Consider the following 20,023-nt stretch of genomic DNA (forward strand, 5'->3'; position numbering starts at 1 on the left):
AGAAACTGAAATTCTCCCGATTAGTGCAGCGGTTTTATGAAACCTCCTTATTTAGTGCTGCATGAATTCGATACGATGTCTATGTGGAAAAAAATTTACACGACAGTTTTTTCGCCCCGTCTCGATGACGAGGAAATAGATCGACGGCTTTCCGCCGTAAAAGCGGCAATGCCGACGCCGGTATTCTGGTTGTTAGGGAAGACTCAGTCAGGCAAAACTTCGATCATTAGAGCGTTGACCGGCGACAGCCGTGCCCAAATCGGTAACGGCATGCACCCTTGCACGCGCACGGCATTTATTTACGATTTCCCGGATTCTCAAGATTGTTTTCTGCGTTTTCTAGATACCCGAGGCCTGGGTGAGATCGATTATCAGCCAGGTTCCGATATCGAAGCATTTCAAGACCAGGCCCATGTTCTGATCGTGGTCATGAAGGCCATGGACCATTCCCAGCATGCGGTAATGGAAGCGGTCCGAACGATTCATAAAACCAAACCGAATTGGCCTGTCATCGTGGTGCAAACGGCATTGCATGAAGGCTATCCCACTACCGATTTTGAGCATATCGATCCTTATCCTTACGATCAGGAAAATTGGGAGGAAAACGTGCCTGACGGTTTACGGCGCTCGTTACTGGAACAAAGGACGTTGTTCAAGGGGATCGATGCTCAATTCGTGCCGGTGGATCTGACGTTGCCGGAAGACGGTTATCAGCCGATCAATTATGGTTTGGAGGCTTTTTGGCAAAGTCTTGAAATTGCTTTGCCCCATGGAATTTCTTTGATGCTCCATAACATGAAGGACATACGCAAGGAACTGCACGATGCTTACAGCAGTGCCGCTCATCCGCATATTTTGGCTTACGCCTTGATCTCGGGCGCTGCCGGCGCGGTGCCGGTTCCCTTCGTCGATATTCCGGTCGTCACGTTGGTTCAGGCCAAGATGTTTCAGACGATTGCCTCGCTCTACAACTATAAAATGGACCGTAAGAGCTGGGCCGAAATCAGCAGCGCGCTGGGCATCACACTGTTGACCAACATTGGCCGGCGGGAGTTAGTTAAATTAATTCCGGTTTATGGTTTGGCGGTTTCTTCCCTGTTAACCGCTGCAACCACCTACGCACTCGGCAAGACACTGACCGTTTATTTTCAAAATCTACGTAGCGGAAAAGAACTATCCCATGAGTTATTTAGAGTGGTGTACATGGAACAGTTCGAACAAGGGCGTAGCCTGTTGAAGAATTATGTCAACGAGATACAACAAAAGGTCGCGAAATGAACATGAAGACTCGCTGGCATCTCCGATTTGCCGTTATCCTGGCGCCTTTTTCCATTCCGTTTGCTGCCGGCGGGTATTGGCTTTGGGCCAATGAATTGCTAGTGCTATGGGTTGGCAGTTCGGCTGCATTGGGGTCGATTTGGTGGTTGATCAGCCGGTGGTTCAGGCATGCATCGTCAGATTTGGAATTGCTCGATATTTCCAATGCCATTGGAAACTCGACGCAAAATCAACAAGCTTACAAAAAAATCGAGGCCATTTCTGCAAGTCGCCGTGACGATAATCCAGATCTGAGCTCTTCCCAGTTTTATATTCAGACATTGCTCGAGGTCATGCAGACCGTTGCCGAGGAGTTTCATCCGCGCAGCAAGGATGCGTTATTGGAAATCAAATTACCTTATCTTCTGAAAGTAGTCGAAATGCTGGCGCAAGACTTACGGATCAACCTTGCGGAAAATATTCCGGGCAGTCATGTTTTTTCCTTGAGCGATTTGGCAAAAAGTCATAAATTCGCCAGCCGCGGGCGCGAACTTTATCGGATGTTTCGGATCGTGACTGCCGGACTGGACCCGGTTTCGGCCATGATTCGGGAACTTAAGCTGGCGACGACCAACAGTATCCTGTCTCAATCAAGCGCCGAATTGAAGCGCTGGTTGATCGATGCCTATATCAAAAAGTTTGGTTATTATGCCATCGAATTGTATAGCGGCAATTTGGTATTGGACGATCAGTTACTTGCCAAACCGACAAAAGTCTCCCGGCAAGAAATTGTCGCGATTAAACGCCGGGAAAGGGCCGTGGGGGCGGAACCGTTTAGGGTACTTGTTCTTGGCCAAACCAATGCAGGGAAATCGAGTCTGATCAATGCGCTATTCGGCAGGGTAAAAGCCGAAACGGATGCTCTGCCAATAAAAGGTATCAACTCCTATGTACTCAAGCGTCCGGGGGTTGAAACGGCGGTAATCATGGACTGCGAGGGCTACGGCGGCAGCGATTGTTCGAAATTGATTGCGCAAGCGGCGAAAGAAATAGCGCGCTGCGATATGATTCTGTTAGCGGTGTCGGCAACCAATGCAGCGCGGGAGCCGGACAAACAAATGCTCCAAGCTATACAAAGTCAGTTTTCCTCATTGGGTCGAACCACTATGCCGGCAATTGTCGTCGCATTGACCCATGTCGATCAGTTAAGGCCGATAAGAGAGTGGAATCCTCCCTATGACGTGACTCATCCTGATTGCGATAAAGCGAGAACCATCAGAATGGCCATCGATGGGGTGGCGCGGGATCTAGAAATGGAAATGGATCAGATCGCGCCCGTCTGTTTGAAACCGGGTTTCGAATACAACATAGAGGAAGGCTTGATTCCAGCTATTTTTCAGCATCTCGACCACGCCGAACAGGTACGCTACTTGCGTTGTCTCAAGGAATATCGAAAAGAAGACCATTGGCGATTGTTGTGGAAACAATCCAAACGCACCGGTCAATTTATTGCGAAGAAAGGATTAAGAACTTTCGATTCCGTGCCGAAACTGAAATCGGTTCTGACATCATGATATGGAAAAGCCGTAGTGCTTCCATTTTCGTACCCAAACGAGCGCTATAGGCGAAAAAATAGAAACACCCTTCCATGGGTTGTTTCGTTGGCGCACCTAAAGAATGCGATATTCGGTTTTTTTACGCTAGGCTGCCTTTAAAATTATGCTACCGTTTTTTCAGTAATGGCTTGTTTCGCTTCTTGAGTTTTGAAATCCTTGCGCGCCACTCTGGCGCCGTCATGGAATCCTTTCATCGCCTGGCCTTTACTCGGCAGCAATTTCGTTACCATCAAAGCAGTGAATACCGTTCCGTAAGAAACACCGTAACAGGCGCCGTAAACAGCACTGTCGAATATTTTGGCGGGAGCCGCGGCAATTTTATTGGCAGTACGTTTGGCTGCGGCGCTTCCTTTTTTGACGCCGGCCAGCGCGCTTCTTGTTTTTTTAACGGCTTTTGATTCGGCGGCTTTCTCGATTGTCGCTTCTACCTTGGTTTCGGTGGTGGTTTGTGTGCTCATATTATTGCCTCTTGAGAACTATTGTTTGTCATTACATTGACTAGTCAATGTATAAATTATTGGAAAAAATGAAGTCGAATAAGTTCAAAAAATGTAATGTTATTTAAACTTTTCAATATCGTCGTTAACTGACATAAATGCCAGAAAAAAAAGGATGGTGAACATAATCAACTCCGTTCCAGAGTTGTAACAGAATTGTAATATATTTGTAATGTTTAGGATATATGCTATGGACTTGTTGATAACAAACCCATAGGTCTGGCATGAAATCAAGTTCGAAAGTCGTAGCGGCAGTATTTCTACCGTTAATGATTAGCGGTACAGTATTGGCCGAAAGCGCCCGCGATTACATTACTATCGTCGGCTCATCCACGGTTTATCCCTTTTCCACCGTAGTCGCGGAACAGTTTGGAAAAACCACCCGGTTTAAAGCGCCGAAAGTCGAGTCAACCGGTACCGGAGGAGGATTTAAATTGTTTTGCGGCGGTGTCGGCGTGCAACATCCCGATATCAGCAATGCCTCCCGCCGAATCAAAGCCTCCGAATTCGAAATGTGTCAAAACAACGGGGTCAAGGATATCGTTGAAGTCAAAATCGGTTACGACGGCATTGCCATCGCCCATTCGGCTGAAGCAAAACCGATGGCATTGAGTTTAAGAGAAATCTTCTTGGCCTTGGCGAAAGAGATTCCCGATCCGAAAGGTTCCGAAAACTTAATTCCGAATCCTTACAGTACCTGGAACGAGATCAATCCGTCCTTTCCCGATACTAAAATCGAAGTGCTAGGCCCACCGCCCACTTCGGGCACCCGTGACGCCTTTGTCGAACTGGCCATGGAAGGCGGATGTAAAACCTTTTCATGGATCAAGGATCTTAAAAGCAAGGATAAACATGCCTATAAAGCCATCTGCCACTCGATTCGGGAAGACGGGGCTTATGTCGAAGCGGGCGAAAACGATAATTTGATCGTGCAAAAACTCGAAGCCAACCCGGATGCTTTGGGGATTTTCGGTTTCAGTTTTCTTGATCAAAACACCGACAAGGTGACGGGCCTTAAAGTCGAGGGCGTGGCGCCTGAATTCGAAGCCATTGCGTCCGGTCAATATCCGATTTCGAGACCGTTGTTCATCTATGTCAAAAAAGCCCATGTCGGAGTGATTCCTGGCATCGCCGAGTTTCTACAAGAATTTACCAGTGAAAAAGCTTGGGGAGAAGAAGGCTATTTGGCGGATAAGGGCTTGATACCTATGCCGGATGCGGAACGCAAAAAATATGCCGAAGACGTCAAGAATTTAAAACCACTGGCGCTCTAAACTCTTTGTCCACGGCAGCGGGAAAATAGTCTGTTTTCCCGCCCCTATCTCCATCAGTCATGCATCATTATTTATGCCACCTTCGATTCTCCTGATAGTGCTATTACTGTTGAGTTATGCCGGTTACCAAATCGGCAAAAGACGCTCACTCGCCAGTGTCGACGGAAAGATTAGAGAACTGCATTCATTGCCCGGTTTTTACGGTCTTTATTCCGCTTTGTGGAGTATTATTCCGGCATTGATCGTGACAGTCGTCTGGTTATCTCTGGAAACCGCGTGGGTGTCCGGAAATGTCATCTCGACGCTACCCGAGGAGATGCGGGAGTTGTCTAATTCGCGACTCTATTTGGTGCTTAACGATATCAAAAATGTCGTCAATGGCGTCACGGTCGCTACGCAAACAGATCCGGTAATTCTAGAGGCGGCACAACACTATAAACATCTGCAGCAATTAAGCCATATTTTACTGAGTGTCGTTGCAATCACTTTTTCGCTGGCCGGAATCTGGTTTTCCAGCCAACGCATCGATAAAAATCATCGCGCCCGCAATGCAGTGGAAAAAGCGATGGATGTTTTAATGATGATTTGCTCGACTATTGCAATCTTTACCACCATCGGCATCGTTTTCTCGGTATTGTTCGAATCGATCCGTTTTTTTAAGGCGGTGCCGATCACCGATTTTCTCTTCGGATTGGAATGGAGTCCGCAAACCGCGATGCGTTCCGATCAAGTCGGCTCCTCTGGCGCCTTCGGCGCCATTCCTTTATTTACCGGCACCTTGCTGGTTTCGTTGATCGCCATGCTTGTCGCGGTGCCGATCGGGCTAATGTCCGCCATTTATTTATCAGAATTCGCCTCTCCCCGCTTCAGGGCGACGGCCAAGCCGACCCTGGAAATTTTGGCCGGTATCCCGACTGTCGTTTATGGTTTTTTTGCGGCCCTGACCGTCGCTCCGATAATTCGTCAAACGGGCGAGTATCTGGGATTTTCCGTTTCCTCCGAAAGCGCCCTGGCTGCCGGACTGGTGATGGGCGTCATGATTATTCCGTTCGTGTCGTCGTTGTCCGACGATGTCATGAATGCCGTGCCACAGTCGTTGCGCGACGGCGCTTATGCCTTGGGGGCGACTCAGGCCGAAACCATCCGTCAAGTCATTTTCCCGGCCGCTTTACCGGGAATCGTCGGCAGTATCCTGTTAGCGGTTTCGCGGGCGATTGGCGAAACCATGATTCTGGTGATGGCGGCCGGCCTAGCGGCCAACTTAACCTTCAACCCCTTCGAAGCGGTGACGACGGTTACCGTGCAAATCGTCACATTGTTGGTTGGCGACCAGGAGTTCGATAGCCCTAAAACGCTGGCCGCATTCGCCCTGGGTTTGGTGTTGTTCATTGCGACCTTGATTCTTAACGTGTTCGCCCTCTATATCGTCAGAAAATACCGTGAACAATATGAGTGATATGCAATTTCCCAATGAAAACCGGGAAGATAAACCGACAACCTTCGATATCGTTCAGCAAAGTCTAGCGAAGAGAAGGGCGGCTGAACGCCGTTTTCGTTGGTACGGACTGGGGGGTATAGCCTTGGGCTTGGCGTTTCTGATATTACTTTTTGCAGACATTGCCGCAAAAGGCTATACGGCATTCGAACAAACCCAGGTCAAACTCGATATCTTTTTCGACCCTGCCGTTTTGGAATCGTCCCAGGCAGAAGATAAGGAGCAGGCGCTCTCAAGGGCCGATTACAACAGTTTGCTGAAAAATACATTGCGCGAATTGTTTCCGGAGGCCCGATCGCGACGGGAGAAAAAAGACCTTTACGCCCTAATCAGCAGTGGCGCTTCTTTTCAACTCAGGAAAATGGTCCTGCAAGACAACAGTTTGGTCGGAAAAACCGTCAGCGTCTGGGTACCCGCCAACGACGATGTCGACATGTTGTTCAAGGGGCATATCGACCGTCGTGTCAAGCAAAGCGACCGTCGTGTTAACGATCGCCAATTGGCATGGATCGACCGTCTGGTCGCGGAAAATCGCATCGAGAAACATTTCAATAAAGCGTTTTTTACCTCCGGCGATTCCAGAGAACCGGAACTGGCCGGTATTCGCGGAGCCGCCATGGGATCTCTGTTCACGCTGGTTGGAACCTTTCTGTTGTCTTTCCCGATCGGCGTAGCCACCGCGGTATATCTGGAGGAGTTCGCCCCGGTCAATAGGTTGACGGATCTGATCGAAGTCAATATCAATAACTTGGCCGCCGTCCCATCCATCGTTTTCGGTTTATTGGGCTTGGCGATGTTTATCAACTTTTTTGGTCTACCCCGTAGTACGCCGATCGTCGGCTGTCTGGTGCTGACCTTGATGACCTTGCCGACCATTATCATAGCCGGCCGCGCCTCATTGAAATCGGTGCCGCCCTCGATTCGCGAGGCAGCGCTTGGCATGGGGGCATCGCCTTTGCAAACAGTATTCCATCATGTGTTGCCGCTAGCAATGCCTGGCATGTTGACAGGCTCCATCATCGGCATGGCCCGGGCCCTCGGCGAAACCGCACCCTTGCTGATGATTGGGATGGTCGCATTTATCGTCGATATTCCGCACAGTTTCACCGAGCCTTCGACTGTTTTGCCGGTGCAGATTTATCTGTGGGCGGACAGTCCTGAGAGGGCGTTCGTGGAAAGGACGTCGGCCGCCATCATGGTGCTGTTGATCTTTCTGATCCTGATGAACGGCCTGGCCATTTATCTACGCAAACGCTATGAACGGCGTTGGTAGTAGGAGTCATTTATGAATGTTATCAAAGAATTAGAATCCCCATCGGATTTTTCCATGAAAAAAGAAACAATTATGGATACAGCTAATACTGTTGAAATTGATCGAGACAGCCGGGTAACCGTGGGCCGTCTAACCTCCGAAAATGCACGTATCGTCTGTAACAAAGTCAGTGTCTTTTATGGCGAGAAACAGGCGATCAACGATCTTTCATTAGAAATAGGCAATAAAGAAGTCATCTCTTTCATCGGTCCGTCGGGCTGCGGCAAATCGACTTTTTTACGCACCTTGAATCGGATGAACGACACCATAGTGGGTTGCCGGGTTGAAGGCCAAATCCAGATCGATGGCATGGATATCTACGATAAGAAGTTGGATGTCGTGCCGTTGCGGGCCAAGGTCGGCATGGTGTTTCAAAAGCCCAATCCGTTTCCGAAATCAATCTACGACAATATTGCCTACGGTCCCAGGATTCACGGCCTGGCCGCTAATCAGGCCGAATTGGATGATATTGTCGAGGATTCATTGATCAAGGCCGGTCTCTGGGAAGAGGTCAAGGATCGATTGGATGAGCCCGGTACCGGTCTATCGGGGGGACAACAACAACGCTTATGTATCGCCCGTACGATTTCTGTTAATCCCGAAGTTATTTTGATGGACGAACCTTGCTCGGCTCTGGACCCCATCGCGACGGCGACTATCGAACAATTAATCGCCGAACTGAGAGAACGGTTTACGATTGTTATCGTTACCCATTCGATGCAACAAGCGGCCAGGGTTTCGCAACGCACGGCGTATTTTCATCTGGGTCATTTGATCGAGGTCGGCGAAACGACCGAAATCTTCACTAACCCGAAACATCCTTTGACCGAGGATTATATTACCGGGCGTTTCGGTTAACAGCCATGGCTAACATCCTGGTCACCCTCCTTCGCTGTTAAATAGTCGCCGATGATGACAAAAGAACATACCTGTAAAATGTTTGACGGCGAATTGGATAATCTCCATTGCCTGGTTCTGGAAATGGCGGGCCTGGTAATCAATCAGCTCGATCTTGCCTTACAGGCATTGCATGATAGAGATACCAGTCTTGCTGAAAAAGTGATTGTGCGGGACCAGGAAGTCGATAAACACGAAATTAAGATTGACGGCGAGATATTGGCCATATTGGCCAAACGCTCGCCGGTGGCGAATGATTTGAGATTGGTCATTTCTATTTCGAAAATGGTGCTTGGTTTGGAGTTGATCGGCGATGAAATCGTAAAGATTGCTAAATTGACCACCTTATTGTTCGATAAACATAGCAGTGACCCTAATCAGCAATTACTAAGAGATATCATTAAGATGGGCGAAATGATCTCTGACATGCTCAAACAGGTGATTTTGTCATTCGATAACTGCGATTTGGCGGGCGCTTATCAATTGCTCAACGAAAAATGGGATTATGGCGAGGAATTTCAGGCCGGTATCCGCCGACAACTGACATTCGTCATCGAAAATCCACGCATCATGAGTCGGTCACTGAATATCTTTCAGATCATGAAAGCTTTGGAACACTGTGGCGATCATTGCCGTAGCATCAACGAATTTTTGATCTTCATGCTGGCAGGTAAGAATATCCGCAAACAACACGGCGAATGAGTGTTTGGTTTCCACGAAGTGCCAAGCTGATTGCCGATTGATTTGGTCCGTCAGGTAATTCGCGTTCATAGATGCTTATTGATTACTGATTCAATCATGTCCCCGCATAAATCAAAAAACATTCATCCAACGTTACCATCCCTTGCTTTGCCCGAACAAGGCTTGAAGAAAAAAGAACTCATTGAGAGTTTCAAACAGTATTACATCCATCTATTGGGTCGGGACGAAAATTGCCGCACACCTTATTACGCATTTGAAGCGATCTCTCTGGCACTCCGTGACCGTTTGATGGAACGCTGGAAGGCGACGCATAAAAAATATAAATATTCAGGCTGCAGGAGAGGGTTCTATCTCTCGATGGAATATTTGCTGGGACGTTCTTTGACTAATTCAATGCTGAATTTGGGTGCGAAAGATGCCGTGAGTGAAGGCTTGAGCGAATTAGGAATCGAAACCGATGAATTAATCAATGCCGAACTGGATGCAGGATTGGGCAATGGTGGTTTGGGGCGTCTTGCCGCCTGTTTTATGGACAGTTGCGCGACGATGCAATTGCCTGTAATCGGCTATGGTTTGCGCTATGAATATGGCATGTTTACCCAGAATATTGTCAATGGCGAACAAGTCGAGAAACCGGATCATTGGCTGCGTCGCGGCAATATCTGGGAAATCGAACGCTTGGAATATTCACATCGAATCAAATTTTGCGGACGTACCCAGTTGCAAACGGATGAATCAGGTAAGAAGCGCGTTCACTGGATAGAAACGAGCGATGTTTTGGCGGTACCTTTCGACACGCCGGTGCCGGGATATTGTAACGATACCGTCAATACACTTCGTTTATGGAAAGCGGTAGCGACCGAAGAGTTCAATCTCGATGAGTTCAATGAAGGAGATTATGCCGAAGCTGTGGCGGAAAAAATCAGTGCCGAAAATATTACCATGGTGCTTTATCCAAACGATGCCAACGAGAACGGAAAAGAATTAAGATTGCGTCAGCAATATTTTTTGGCGTCCGCCAGTTTGCAGGATGTCGTGACGCATTGGGTGGCTCTGCACGGCGAGGATTTCAGTCAATTTGCAGCGAAAAACTGTTTTCAGTTGAATGATACGCACCCCAGCATAGCCGTCGCCGAATTGATGCGTTTGTTGATCGATAACCATGGCTTGGGATGGCAAGATGCCTGGACCATCACGCGTAACACGATGGCCTATACCAACCATACGCTCTTGCCCGAAGCGCTGGAAAAGTGGCCCGTCAGTTTGATGCGCGGCCTTTTGCCCCGGTTGATGGAAATTATCTTCGAAATCAATGCTCACTTTTTAGCCGAGGTTTCGGCGCATTGGCCGGGCGATTTCGAGCGGCAACGCCGTATGTCGTTGATAGAAGAAGGCGAAGAGCAACAGGTCAGAATGGCTTATCTGGCGATTGTCGGCAGCTATTCGGTCAACGGCGTGGCCGAGTTGCATTCGCGATTGTTGCAGCGTGATTTGTTCAGCGATTTTTACGCCTTATGGCCGCAGAAATTCAATAATAAAACCAATGGCGTCACGCCGAGGCGTTGGTTGATCGCAAGCAATCCCGGACTGGCGGCGTTAATCAGTGAAACGATAGGCGACGACTGGATGTCCGATTTATCCCTGCTGAAAAAACTACTGCCTTATGCTGAGGATGCCGAATTCAGACAGCGTTGGTATCGTACAAAGCAGTTGGCTAAGCAAAAGCTGATCGAATTTAAACAACAGCAACACGATATCGATATCAATCTTGAAGCCCTGTTTGACGTACAAGTAAAACGGATACATGAGTATAAGCGGCAATTACTAAATATCTTGCATGTTATTTATCTCTATAACCGAATTAAAAAAGGCGATACCGCTAATTGGGTGCCTCGTTGCGTGTTGATTGGCGGCAAAGCCGCACCGGGTTACAAAGCTGCTAAAAAAATCATCAAACTTATCAACAACGTTGCCGATGTGATCAATTCGGATCCCGATACCCAAGGCAAATTGCAGTTGGTATTTTTGTCGGACTACTCCGTTTTGGCGATGGAAAAAATATGTCCAGGCGCCGATTTGTCGGAACAGATTTCGACTGCCGGTAAAGAAGCCTCGGGTACCGGTAACATGAAGCTGATGATGAACGGGGCGGTTACGATCGGTACTCTTGACGGCGCCAATATTGAAATTCTCGAAGAAGTTGGAGAGGATAATTTCTTTTTGTTCGGTTTGACCGAAGCGCAGGTCGCAGAGCGAAGAAAACATTACGACCCGGTGTCGACGATCGAACAGGACGAGGATTTAAGGCAGGTGGTGAAACTGTTGGAATGTGGTCATTTCAATCAGTTCGAGCCGGGGATTTTCGACGAGCTTATTGGTTCCATCAAAAGCCCAAACGATCCCTGGATGACGGTGGCCGATTTTCGAAGTTATATCGATACGCAAAAACGGGTTGAAGAGGCATATCGCGATCGGGACCGTTGGATAAAAATGAGTATCATCAATTGCGCCAACAGCGGTAAATTTTCTACCGACAGAACCATCAGCGAATATAACCGCGATATATGGAAGCTGGAATCGCAACCTGTTGGCACTAAATAAACCGAACTACGGCGACCAGAAAATCAATCAAAATAAGTCCTCAAGTGCATCTCTTTATACACTAATGTTGTCATGCTCGCCGGGAAGCCGGTATGCAGTGCCAAGGATGACGCTCTCCAAACATCCTTGTTGCCTGGATTGCGGGAATCCAGGCCAGAATGACGGATTTATCTATAAAGGCATGCATTAAGTGTATTAAGCTTGACTGACTGTTTCCATCGAAATTTTCTTTGCTTCATCAAACCAATCGATTAGTTGTAAACTGCCGTCGTGATGTTCAACTACCGCAGTACAGCTTTCGACGAAGTCACCTGTATTGACGTACAGGAATTGGTTGATCGATTTAATTTCGGCATGATGTATATGACCACAGATGACGCCGTCCAACTGTTCATTTTTAAGCGTATTGACCAGACTTTCCTCATAATCTGAGATAAATTTTACGACATTTTTAACCTTGAATTTTACAAAAGCAGCCAGAGAGAAATTAGATCTGATACCCAAAAAACGTCTGGTTATTCGTAAAAAGCGATTCACTTCAAGGAGAAAATCATAGCCAATGCTTCCTAACTTGGCTATCCATTGATGATATTGGGCAATTGTGTCGTATTCGTCACCGTGGACTATTAGAAAACGTTTTCCATCAGCGGTGGTATGGTAATCAGAATTTTTAACGACGATATCCCCAAAGACATAATTTTCATAGTTCCTGATTGGGTCGTCATGGTTTCCCGGCACATAAATAACATGTGTTCCGTGTCGGGCTTTTCTTAAAATTTTTTGGATTACTGTATTATGCTCCGTTGGCCAATACATTTTTTTTGACAATGCCCAGAAATCGATAATATCACCGACTAAATACAGCTTATCGCTTTCATTGTTTTTTAAGAAGTCAAGTAATACATCCGCTTGACATTGGGTAGAACCAAGATGTAAATCAGAAATCCAAATGGTACGATAAAGTTTTTTTTCCATGAAAGTATATTGTGTAAATAGGTGCTGATATCAAGTGTTTATTATAAAATATTTATTATTATTAGAGTTTAGGCTTGTTTTAGTATCGGTCTTGATTTAATCGCTTTATTAGCATGGGGAATAAAGAAATAAATATGACCAATAACAATGATATAATTACTTCAAATTTGAATAATTCAGCTACTGAATTGATATGTTCGAGTTTGTTGCCTCCATTTGCATAAATTAGCGATGCCGGGATTACGCCTAATATGGTACTAAATAAGTATTTTTTAAATGAAATTCTCGATATGCCAGCTACAATGTTTATTATAAAATAAGGTATAATCATGATCAGTCTTAATGTCAAGAAATAATAAGATCCATTGGTTTCTATTTCATTCTCGACTCTTTTGAGACGGTCGTAATAAACTTTTTCAAATTCTTTTTTGAAAGCATATCTTGAAATAATAAAGCCGGCTAAACAGGCTATAATTGTTGCAATAACATTATAAATAGCTCCCATGCGAAACCCAAATAAGAAACCGCCAATTATTTTCACCAAGGCAGCAAGAGGGATGGGGGAGTTGATAAAAATTAGGCATGAAATAAAAAACAAAAAAACAGAGAAAAAGTAGTTGTTATTGATAAATTCCTTTAACCAAATTTTATTGTTTTGTATGTTTTCTAAGGTTAAAAAGTCAAAAAAATATATTGGAATTATTATAAGAAAAATTAATAATACTAATATATGACTCCTATTATATTGCATCATTTTTATTGTGTTGTGTTTTTTGAAAAGCAAATGATAAAAATAACTCAGCGCATATGAATGGATCGATTGTATATAGCAGAACTAATCGCATAAAATTATACCTGAATCCGTGACTTAAGAAGTGATAATCTCTTCTATCCTAATGATTTAACAAGCTTAATCTGGGATAATGTCGTTATTTCTTCATTCACCCACTCAGTGAATCATGAAACGATTTATCCTGGAGCAGTCAGAAACTGAATTTTATACCAGCCATTCCGGATTAGCCTTAGTGGGCTTATGTTTGAATCAGTATGGCCAACTCAATCAAGTGCTGGATAAGGGTATTCCATTGCGCCACGGTATCGCTCATGCCGATATTATCAAAAGCATGATCGGGTCGCTTTGCCTGGGCAAGAGCGATTTCGAAGCGATTGAGAATTACCGCGACGACGACTATTTCAAAACCGCGCTGTCGATTCAACAAGTCCCCTCCAGCGCTCGCCTTAGACAACGGTTGGACGAACACGCCGAGGCACTATTGCCGCTCGTTTATCAGAGCAACATCGATTTTCTGGCCCACGCGCAAGTCCCGGTAACGCCGTTAGCCACTGGTCATGTGGCGCTGGATATCGATGTTTATCCGATGAACAACGAAAAAACGCGCAAGGAAGGCGTCTCCCGGACCTATAAAGGATTCGACGGCTATGCCCCCATCGCGCTTTATTTGGGCCAAGAAGGCTGGTGTCTTGGCAACGAACTGCGCGAAGGCAAGCAACATTGCCAATACGAATTCCTCTATTCCTTGGAGCGCGGACTGACTGCAGCCAAGCGTCTGACACCCTTGCCGTTACTTGTTCGCCTGGATAGCGGGCATGACGCACTCGACAACCGAATTGTCTTACAGGAAGACGAGCAAGCCGAGTTCATCATCAAATGGAATCCCCGTAAACAGAATGCCGATGCTTGGCTAGCCTACGCCGAGCAACACGGACAATGGGACACACCACGTGAAGGCAAACGGGTGGCCTTATTTAGTGTCACGGAGGAACACACCCGAAACGGCCAAACCTATTCCTGTCGTCGCGTCATACCCACAGGGCACAAGTGCAAATCACCGAACGAACGACAACGGCTAAGGGACAACTCCTGCTGTTCCCTGAGATCGAGATGGAAGGCTGGTGGACAAGCCTAGCTTCTACCGAATATGACGACACATTGATCGTTCAACTGTATCGTGATCATGCCACCGCCGAGCAATTTCACAGCGAGTTTAAAACGGATCTGGACATCGAACGCTTGCCTTCGGGCAAATTCGCCACCAACGATGTCATCATGACCCTGAGCGCCTACAGCTACAATATCTTGCGCTGGATCGGCCTGATCGGCTTACTGGGGCAACAAAGCCCCATTCGGCATCCGGCCAAACGACGCCGCATCAGAACCGTCATTCAAGAACTCATGTATCTGGCCGCCCGTTTGATCCGTACCGGTCGCCGGTTAAAACTGCGCTTTTCCAACGCTTGCCCCGGCTTTATCGCGTTTGAATCGACCTACACAAAACTCGCCGCCGGTTAACCCTTCAACGTTTTCAGCTTCAAACCATCAGCGTGGCAACACCGCGTTTAATCTCTCTTTGCCCAAAAAACGCCATACCCCTATTATTTTCTCAAAACCTACGAAAAAAAGTTTCAATAATCCTCAGTTAAACTCGACTTTATTGATAGCGTTATAAAATCTCCGAATTTTGGAAAACTCAAGAATTAATTTCCCAACCAATAATTGAAGTCACTGATTCAGGTTATAGATAGCATTAAAATATGACCGGAATATGACAGTAATGTTTGTTAGCAATTAGATTAGTTGTGGGATGTCTTATATTTGTGTAGGTTGAATGAAATGAAGCTCAACAAATTTAGGCACGCCGGAAATGTTGAGCTTCGATATCGCTAAACCTAGTGTGCCTGGCATGAGCTAGAACTTGATAGCTGAAAGGAGATATCCGGAAGTAGTAACGACAATTATAGCTAAGTGCAAGAGGGATGCTGCGAGCCCAGCTTGAAAGAAGCGTGAAGCTGACGCAAGCGGTTTTTCGAAACGTAAAAACATTGTAACTGCGGCAACCATTCGCACTGATGACCGATTGATCAGAGTGGGTTCCCGGAGGAAGCTAGAAACAAATCGCGTCTTGGACGGAGGAAAAAGAGAAGATACAAAATAAAAATTTGTTGGAAAAGTGTCCTCGAGTGGGACCATGGCAATAAAGACTATAACTTGCTGAAACTGATTCAATTGGCTCTGGCTGGGAAAGCTTGTGATTGAGAGCGAGTAGCCGCCCCGAAACTTTAGTAACAAATTGATTCTGCGTCTTCGCTTGGGCGAAGGTTACAATTTTAACGTTACCTTTACCCGGCTGATTTTTGGCTTGGTTTGTATAAGCCATCCTGAACATCGTTGACCTGCAGATAGGACAGCAATTGTTCTCCAACTCGTTCCCAGGAATATTGCTCGGCGATTTTACGGCAATTATCGGGACTGAGTTGCAAGGCTTGCATGCAGGCTTCGCGGAGATCCTCGCTTAGGTGGCCGTTGATTCCTTGAATGACCACATCCTTGGGACCCGGGACGGGGTAGGCGGCAATCGGCAGACCGCTGGCATTCGCTTCCAATAACACCAGCCCGAAGGTGTCCGTCTTGCTTGGGAACACGAAGACATCGGCGGCGGCGAGATGTTGAGACAAGAGATGGTTGTCTACATAGCCCGTAAAGGTGACTTCCGGAAATTTTTCCTTTAATTCTTGTAACTGTGGCCCGTCGCCGACGACATATTTACTGCCGGGCAGGTCCAATTCGAGAAAGGACTGGATATTTTTTTCCACCGCGACGCGTCCGATGTACATGAATACAGGGCGTTCGGTATTGAGGAATTTCTTGTCGCCTTGACAAAATAAGTCAGTGTCGACGCCGCGCGTCCAAACCTTCAGGTTTTTCAATCCCCAGCCGCTTAGGTGCTCATGCATGGATTCCGTGGTCACCAGGGTGTAGACGGCTCCGCCATGGAACCAGCGCATAAAGGCATAACTGACGCTCAGGGGTACGGGCGCGCGCAATCGGATATATTCGGGAAATTGGGTATGGTAGGCGGTGGTGAAACGTAATTTGTATTTCTTGCAATAGCGTCGCGCGGCCAGGCCTAAAGGTCCCTCGGTGGCGATATGCACGACTTGCGGCCGGATTTCATCGATCATTTTTTCCAATTTACGAAAAGGAAAAAGCGATAAGCGTATTTCGGGATAAGTAGGGGTAGGCACCGTCTTAAAAAATTGCGGGGTGATGAAGCGCACTTCATGTCCCTTCGATTCGATAACCTTTGCGGTATGTTTCAATGTGTTGATAACACCGTTGACCTGCGGCTCCCAGGCGTCGGTGACAATGACAATTTTCATGATTCGATACTCCGTCAAAGGTTGTCTGTGTGAATTCTGTCATCGAATCCACAGTAATCCGGGAGTTTAACGAAAATATATGAAAATTATGTGAAAAGGAGGATACTTGGTTCTTAACTCCGCGAAGGCTACGTTTTATGGCGAAGTATGATCGCTCATGATAGCCCTGAGGCAGCTGTTTTTCATGATTTTGTCATAATGGGATATTACTCTGCACTATTCCGTGATACAGCCACAAAATCTATGAACGTCAAAAATTCCGACTTTTCTGCTTCTCGCTCATTGGAAACAATTTTTAGAGAACATCTCGAAAATACCGTCAATTGCGGTGATGCGCTTGATCAGCTATTCAGAAATCTTCCCGATCCTGAGACGCACATTAACCAAGTAAAACATCTGGAGGAAATAGGGGATAAATTGACCGCCGAGGCTTATCGTGCCTTGGAGTTGCTCAATTATTCAGAGCAAATTCGGATTACCGAGGAATTGGTTAAGCGATTAGATGATATTATCGATGGAATCAACAATACCGCAAGATTGATCGATATATGCCAACCCAGGCAAATAGAAAATGCCGCGCATGATATTTTATCAAACTTAATTTCCATGATAATCCGACTGCAACAAGAGTTCGCCCGCTACCCGGACAATGATTCGGCCAACCTGAGAATATGTTGTAAGGAACTCAAGAAAAACGAGGAATACGCGGACCTCGTCTATCATGAGTGGCGAAAAAAACAACGTAGAGTGTTGGTGTTGTCTTTAATCGAAGAAAATAATTGGACCGAGATCTTGGGCGTTCTCGAGCAAACGACCGATTCGGTTTATCATGCGGCCTTATTACTCGAGCGACTCGTTAGATACCGGCACAATAATGAAAAAAATGGAAACTTTATAGCGCATGATTGCTGATAATGTCGTCAATCTTTACCGCGCATTCAAAAATGCGATTCGCTATTCAACAGAGCTAAATTTGTAGGTTTGTCCTAAATATGATAATGGTTGACTTCAACAAATTCCGTTTATTCACCGCCTGCTAAATAATTTCCGATAGCGTAAACGGTAAATTGCATTTATAACAATAAGCTGGCTTATGGAGGGCTGAACATGTTCACATCATCTTTTTTCCCCAGGTTGATCCTTTGCTTTATCGTATTGTTGATATTGATTGTGTTGCACATCATTCCTCTGCCTATTCTGGAAGTGTTGATTTTATATGTCATGATATTTCGCCCTATCTGGTTCAAAAACCTGGTTGATCAAATTTATAGCCGAGAGAACACCGACCCCTCGTCATGAGGCCGTTATTTAATGGCATTGCCGCTTGTGGCAAATGGTTGCATCGGCTGGACGCTAATTGCTTTTTCCATCGTTAAGCCCTGGATTTATTTAAATAAACGGTTGTCCCAGGTCCGTTTATACTGTTCGCACTTCAAATTTCGGTTCTTTTGATGCCCTCATCCAGCCTTCTCCCGAAGGAGGCTGTCGTAAAAGCCCCCCAACCAGCTACATACGGTAAAATAACCCTATCCAAACCTATTAGAAATAGATCAATGGCAGCCGAAGTAAACATTAGACCCGTCAGGACATTGTATAGCGCCAAGCAATATTCGCTATTCGATGAATGCGAGGTTGAACCGTTACCTGAGTTGATCGCTCAATCGATCTCGAGCGAACCGATGGCCCATTTTGAAGCGCCCGACCCGCGCGGCTTATCGATCAACGGTAAACCGCTCGGCGAACATCTGGAGCACGCCGGCTTAACCATCCCGTTGAAATTGCGCCCCTTCCTGCAATCGCTATCCTTCGCCGAGTTCGAAGCCCGTTATCGGCCCGGCGGGCGTCCGCCGTATGCGCCACGTGCGATGGTGGGGATTATTCTCTACGGCCTGTTACAAGGCATCAGCAGCCTGCGCGACTTGGAGCGTTTAGCTCGAGCCGATGTGGGGTGTTGGTGGCTAAGTGGCGGTATCATGCCGGATCACTCAGTCATTGGCCGTTTCGTCCATCAGCATGCCGAATCATTGACGACCGAATTTTTCGATCAACTGGCGCGTCGTACTTTGAAAGTCACAGGCTCAGGCACGACGACGTTGGCGGGCGACGGTACCGTGATCGAAGCCATGTCCTCCCGGTTTCAATTGATGAAGGAAGAAGCGCTCAAGCAAGCCTTGGCGCAAGCGCAGGAAGCCGCGCAAGCCAAACCCGACGATGCAGCGGCAAGCAAGCGGTTGAACCTATTGGAACAAGCCCAAGCCGAGCTAAAGTCTCGCCAGCAAAAACAAGCCGCCAAAGGCAAAGATCCGGCCAAGACCCAAGTACAAAGCAACGAGCCGGAGGCGGTATTACAGCCGCAAAAGAACTCCAAAGACTTTCGCGGCAGTTATAAACCGTCGGTATTGGCGAACGACAATCGAGTGATCGTGGCTTGCGACGTTCATCCTTCCAGCGAAACCGAGGTGGTGCCGGGCTTACTGGATCGCGCCCAAGCCATGGGAGGCGTCGAAACAGCTCTGTTCGATGCTGGCTATTTCAGCAATGGCGTCTTGGATACTGCTGAGCAACACAACATCGAATTGCTTTGTCCGGAAGGCCAAAGTGAAGGAGACGATTGGAACAAACAATCCAACAAACAAATCCCCAAAAGCCGCTTTATTTATCAGGCCGACGACGACACCTATCGCTGTCCGGGGCAACAACGCTTGACTCGCCGTCACACCTGCAAAGGCGGTAAAAGTGGCCGCGCTTATACCGTCTACGCCTGCGATGCCTGTTCAGACTGCCCGCTGAAATCCCAATGCACGCGTAGCGAGAGTGGTCGCACCCTCAAACGCTATGACAGCGATACACAAAAAGAAGCCCTGCGCCTGAAAATGGACCAGCCCGAACCTCGGCAACGCTATCGACAGCGGCAGGCCATGGTGGAGCCCGTCTTCAGTCAGCTACGCGGTCGCCAAGGTTTGAATCGCTTTCGCCGTAAAGGTTTGGCGGGTGTCAAAGTAGAGTTCGCCTTGCACGCCATGGCTTACAATCTGAGCCGCGCCTTAGTGGCAGCTCTTTTTCGTGCTTTATATCATTGGCTTAGCCGGTTTATGAGCTCGTTTGACCGAATGGTCGACATTTGGCTGAGTTACACTACTGACTTGCCAACTTCGCCGACCGTGGAAAATACGGCCGGTTTCCAGTGGTAAATCAAAGAAATTGGGGTTTTACGACGC

The 20,023-nt window shown here is 47.0% G+C and carries 14 protein-coding genes and 1 pseudogene; 11 read left to right on the forward strand and 4 right to left on the reverse strand.

Features of this window, described 5'->3' with window-relative positions:
• Nucleotides 1-36: 36 nt before the first annotated feature.
• Nucleotides 37-1,278, forward strand: coding sequence for a YcjF family protein (locus EP25_RS0102480; RefSeq protein WP_235185806.1), 1,242 nt, complete (start codon nucleotides 37-39; stop codon nucleotides 1,276-1,278).
• Nucleotides 1,275-2,831 (forward strand): GTPase, encoded by a 1,557-nt coding sequence (locus EP25_RS0102485; protein ID WP_031432454.1) that lies wholly within the window; start codon nucleotides 1,275-1,277, stop codon nucleotides 2,829-2,831. Before EP25_RS0102480 ends, EP25_RS0102485 begins: the two co-directional genes overlap by 4 nt.
• A 143-nt stretch (nucleotides 2,832-2,974) precedes the next feature.
• Here EP25_RS0102485 and EP25_RS22335 read toward each other — a convergent pair whose 3' ends face one another.
• Nucleotides 2,975-3,331 (reverse strand): hypothetical protein, encoded by a 357-nt coding sequence (locus EP25_RS22335; RefSeq protein WP_051906337.1) that lies wholly within the window; start codon nucleotides 3,329-3,331, stop codon nucleotides 2,975-2,977.
• 263 nt (nucleotides 3,332-3,594) lie between these two features.
• Between EP25_RS22335 and EP25_RS0102500 the strand changes: the two genes are divergently transcribed.
• From EP25_RS0102500 to EP25_RS0102525, 6 genes are all read left to right on the forward strand, one after another.
• Nucleotides 3,595-4,644: a PstS family phosphate ABC transporter substrate-binding protein gene (locus EP25_RS0102500; protein ID WP_031432456.1), complete on the forward strand. Its 1,050-nt coding sequence runs from the start codon at nucleotides 3,595-3,597 to the stop codon at nucleotides 4,642-4,644.
• Between the two features lie 73 nt (nucleotides 4,645-4,717).
• The gene (gene pstC / locus EP25_RS0102505; protein ID WP_031432457.1) at nucleotides 4,718-6,100 is read left to right on the forward strand and encodes a phosphate ABC transporter permease subunit PstC; all 1,383 of its coding nucleotides are present in this window, start codon (nucleotides 4,718-4,720) and stop codon (nucleotides 6,098-6,100) included.
• Nucleotides 6,093-7,412: a phosphate ABC transporter permease PstA gene (gene pstA / locus EP25_RS0102510; protein ID WP_235185807.1), complete on the forward strand. Its 1,320-nt coding sequence runs from the start codon at nucleotides 6,093-6,095 to the stop codon at nucleotides 7,410-7,412. The genes pstC and pstA overlap by 8 nt, the downstream gene beginning before the upstream one ends.
• 54 nt (nucleotides 7,413-7,466) lie before the next feature.
• Entirely contained in the window at nucleotides 7,467-8,309 is an 843-nt protein-coding gene (pstB, locus tag EP25_RS0102515; RefSeq protein WP_031432459.1) for a phosphate ABC transporter ATP-binding protein PstB, read from the forward strand.
• 54 nt (nucleotides 8,310-8,363) lie between these two features.
• Nucleotides 8,364-9,050 (forward strand): phosphate signaling complex protein PhoU, encoded by a 687-nt coding sequence (gene phoU / locus EP25_RS0102520; RefSeq protein WP_031432460.1) that lies wholly within the window; start codon nucleotides 8,364-8,366, stop codon nucleotides 9,048-9,050.
• Between the two features lie 96 nt (nucleotides 9,051-9,146).
• A complete protein-coding gene (locus EP25_RS0102525; protein ID WP_051906338.1) occupies nucleotides 9,147-11,651 on the forward strand; it encodes a glycogen/starch/alpha-glucan phosphorylase in 2,505 nt (834 codons plus the stop codon).
• Nucleotides 11,652-11,846: 195 nt separating this feature from the next.
• Here the strand turns inward: EP25_RS0102525 and EP25_RS0102530 are convergent, their stop codons facing one another.
• Nucleotides 11,847-12,626 carry a UDP-2,3-diacylglucosamine diphosphatase gene (locus EP25_RS0102530; RefSeq protein ID WP_031432462.1) on the reverse strand — a complete coding sequence of 260 codons (780 nt, stop codon included), beginning with the start codon at nucleotides 12,624-12,626 and terminating at the stop codon, nucleotides 11,847-11,849.
• 79 nt (nucleotides 12,627-12,705) lie between these two features.
• Nucleotides 12,706-13,380, reverse strand: a complete 675-nt coding sequence (locus EP25_RS0102535; protein ID WP_235185808.1) for a TVP38/TMEM64 family protein — start codon at nucleotides 13,378-13,380, stop codon at nucleotides 12,706-12,708.
• Nucleotides 13,381-13,585: 205 nt separating this feature from the next.
• On the opposite strand from EP25_RS0102535, the pseudogene EP25_RS21645 reads away from it, so the two are divergent.
• A pseudogene (locus EP25_RS21645) lies at nucleotides 13,586-14,937 on the forward strand (IS1380 family transposase).
• Between the two features lie 827 nt (nucleotides 14,938-15,764).
• On the opposite strand, the gene EP25_RS0102545 reads toward EP25_RS21645, so the two are convergent.
• A complete protein-coding gene (locus EP25_RS0102545; RefSeq protein WP_031432464.1) occupies nucleotides 15,765-16,805 on the reverse strand; it encodes a glycosyltransferase family 4 protein in 1,041 nt (346 codons plus the stop codon).
• Nucleotides 16,806-16,952: 147 nt separating this feature from the next.
• On the opposite strand from EP25_RS0102545, the gene EP25_RS0102550 reads away from it, so the two are divergent.
• Both EP25_RS0102550 and EP25_RS0102560 read left to right on the forward strand, forming a co-directional pair.
• Entirely contained in the window at nucleotides 16,953-17,717 is a 765-nt protein-coding gene (locus EP25_RS0102550; protein WP_235185809.1) for a DUF47 domain-containing protein, read from the forward strand.
• Nucleotides 17,718-18,358: 641 nt separating this feature from the next.
• Nucleotides 18,359-19,996, forward strand: a complete 1,638-nt coding sequence (locus EP25_RS0102560; protein ID WP_051906340.1) for an IS1182 family transposase — start codon at nucleotides 18,359-18,361, stop codon at nucleotides 19,994-19,996.
• Nucleotides 19,997-20,023: the final 27 nt, after the last annotated feature.

It is taken from the genome of Methylomarinum vadi, from assembly GCF_000733935.1.
Taxonomy (GTDB): domain Bacteria; phylum Pseudomonadota; class Gammaproteobacteria; order Methylococcales; family Methylomonadaceae; genus Methylomarinum; species Methylomarinum vadi.

Bases quoted from the DNA above. Each gene is read 5' to 3' on its own strand.
- EP25_RS0102560 (WP_051906340.1), top strand. From the start codon at position 18,359: ATGGCAGCCGAAGTAAACATTAGACCCGTCAGGACATTGTATAGCGCC.
- phoU (WP_031432460.1), top strand. From the start codon at position 8,364: ATGACAAAAGAACATACCTGTAAAATGTTTGACGGCGAATTGGATAAT.
- EP25_RS0102525 (WP_051906338.1), top strand. From the start codon at position 9,147: ATGTCCCCGCATAAATCAAAAAACATTCATCCAACGTTACCATCCCTT.
- EP25_RS22335 (WP_051906337.1), bottom strand. From the start codon at position 3,331: ATGAGCACACAAACCACCACCGAAACCAAGGTAGAAGCGACAATCGAG.
- pstB (WP_031432459.1), top strand. From the start codon at position 7,467: ATGAAAAAAGAAACAATTATGGATACAGCTAATACTGTTGAAATTGAT.
- pstC (WP_031432457.1), top strand. From the start codon at position 4,718: ATGCCACCTTCGATTCTCCTGATAGTGCTATTACTGTTGAGTTATGCC.
- EP25_RS0102535 (WP_235185808.1), bottom strand. From the start codon at position 13,380: ATGATGCAATATAATAGGAGTCATATATTAGTATTATTAATTTTTCTT.
- EP25_RS0102545 (WP_031432464.1), bottom strand. From the start codon at position 16,805: ATGAAAATTGTCATTGTCACCGACGCCTGGGAGCCGCAGGTCAACGGT.
- EP25_RS0102500 (WP_031432456.1), top strand. From the start codon at position 3,595: ATGAAATCAAGTTCGAAAGTCGTAGCGGCAGTATTTCTACCGTTAATG.
- pstA (WP_235185807.1), top strand. From the start codon at position 6,093: ATGAGTGATATGCAATTTCCCAATGAAAACCGGGAAGATAAACCGACA.
- EP25_RS0102485 (WP_031432454.1), top strand. From the start codon at position 1,275: ATGAACATGAAGACTCGCTGGCATCTCCGATTTGCCGTTATCCTGGCG.
- EP25_RS0102550 (WP_235185809.1), top strand. From the start codon at position 16,953: ATGATCGCTCATGATAGCCCTGAGGCAGCTGTTTTTCATGATTTTGTC.
- EP25_RS0102480 (WP_235185806.1), top strand. From the start codon at position 37: ATGAAACCTCCTTATTTAGTGCTGCATGAATTCGATACGATGTCTATG.
- EP25_RS0102530 (WP_031432462.1), bottom strand. From the start codon at position 12,626: ATGGAAAAAAAACTTTATCGTACCATTTGGATTTCTGATTTACATCTT.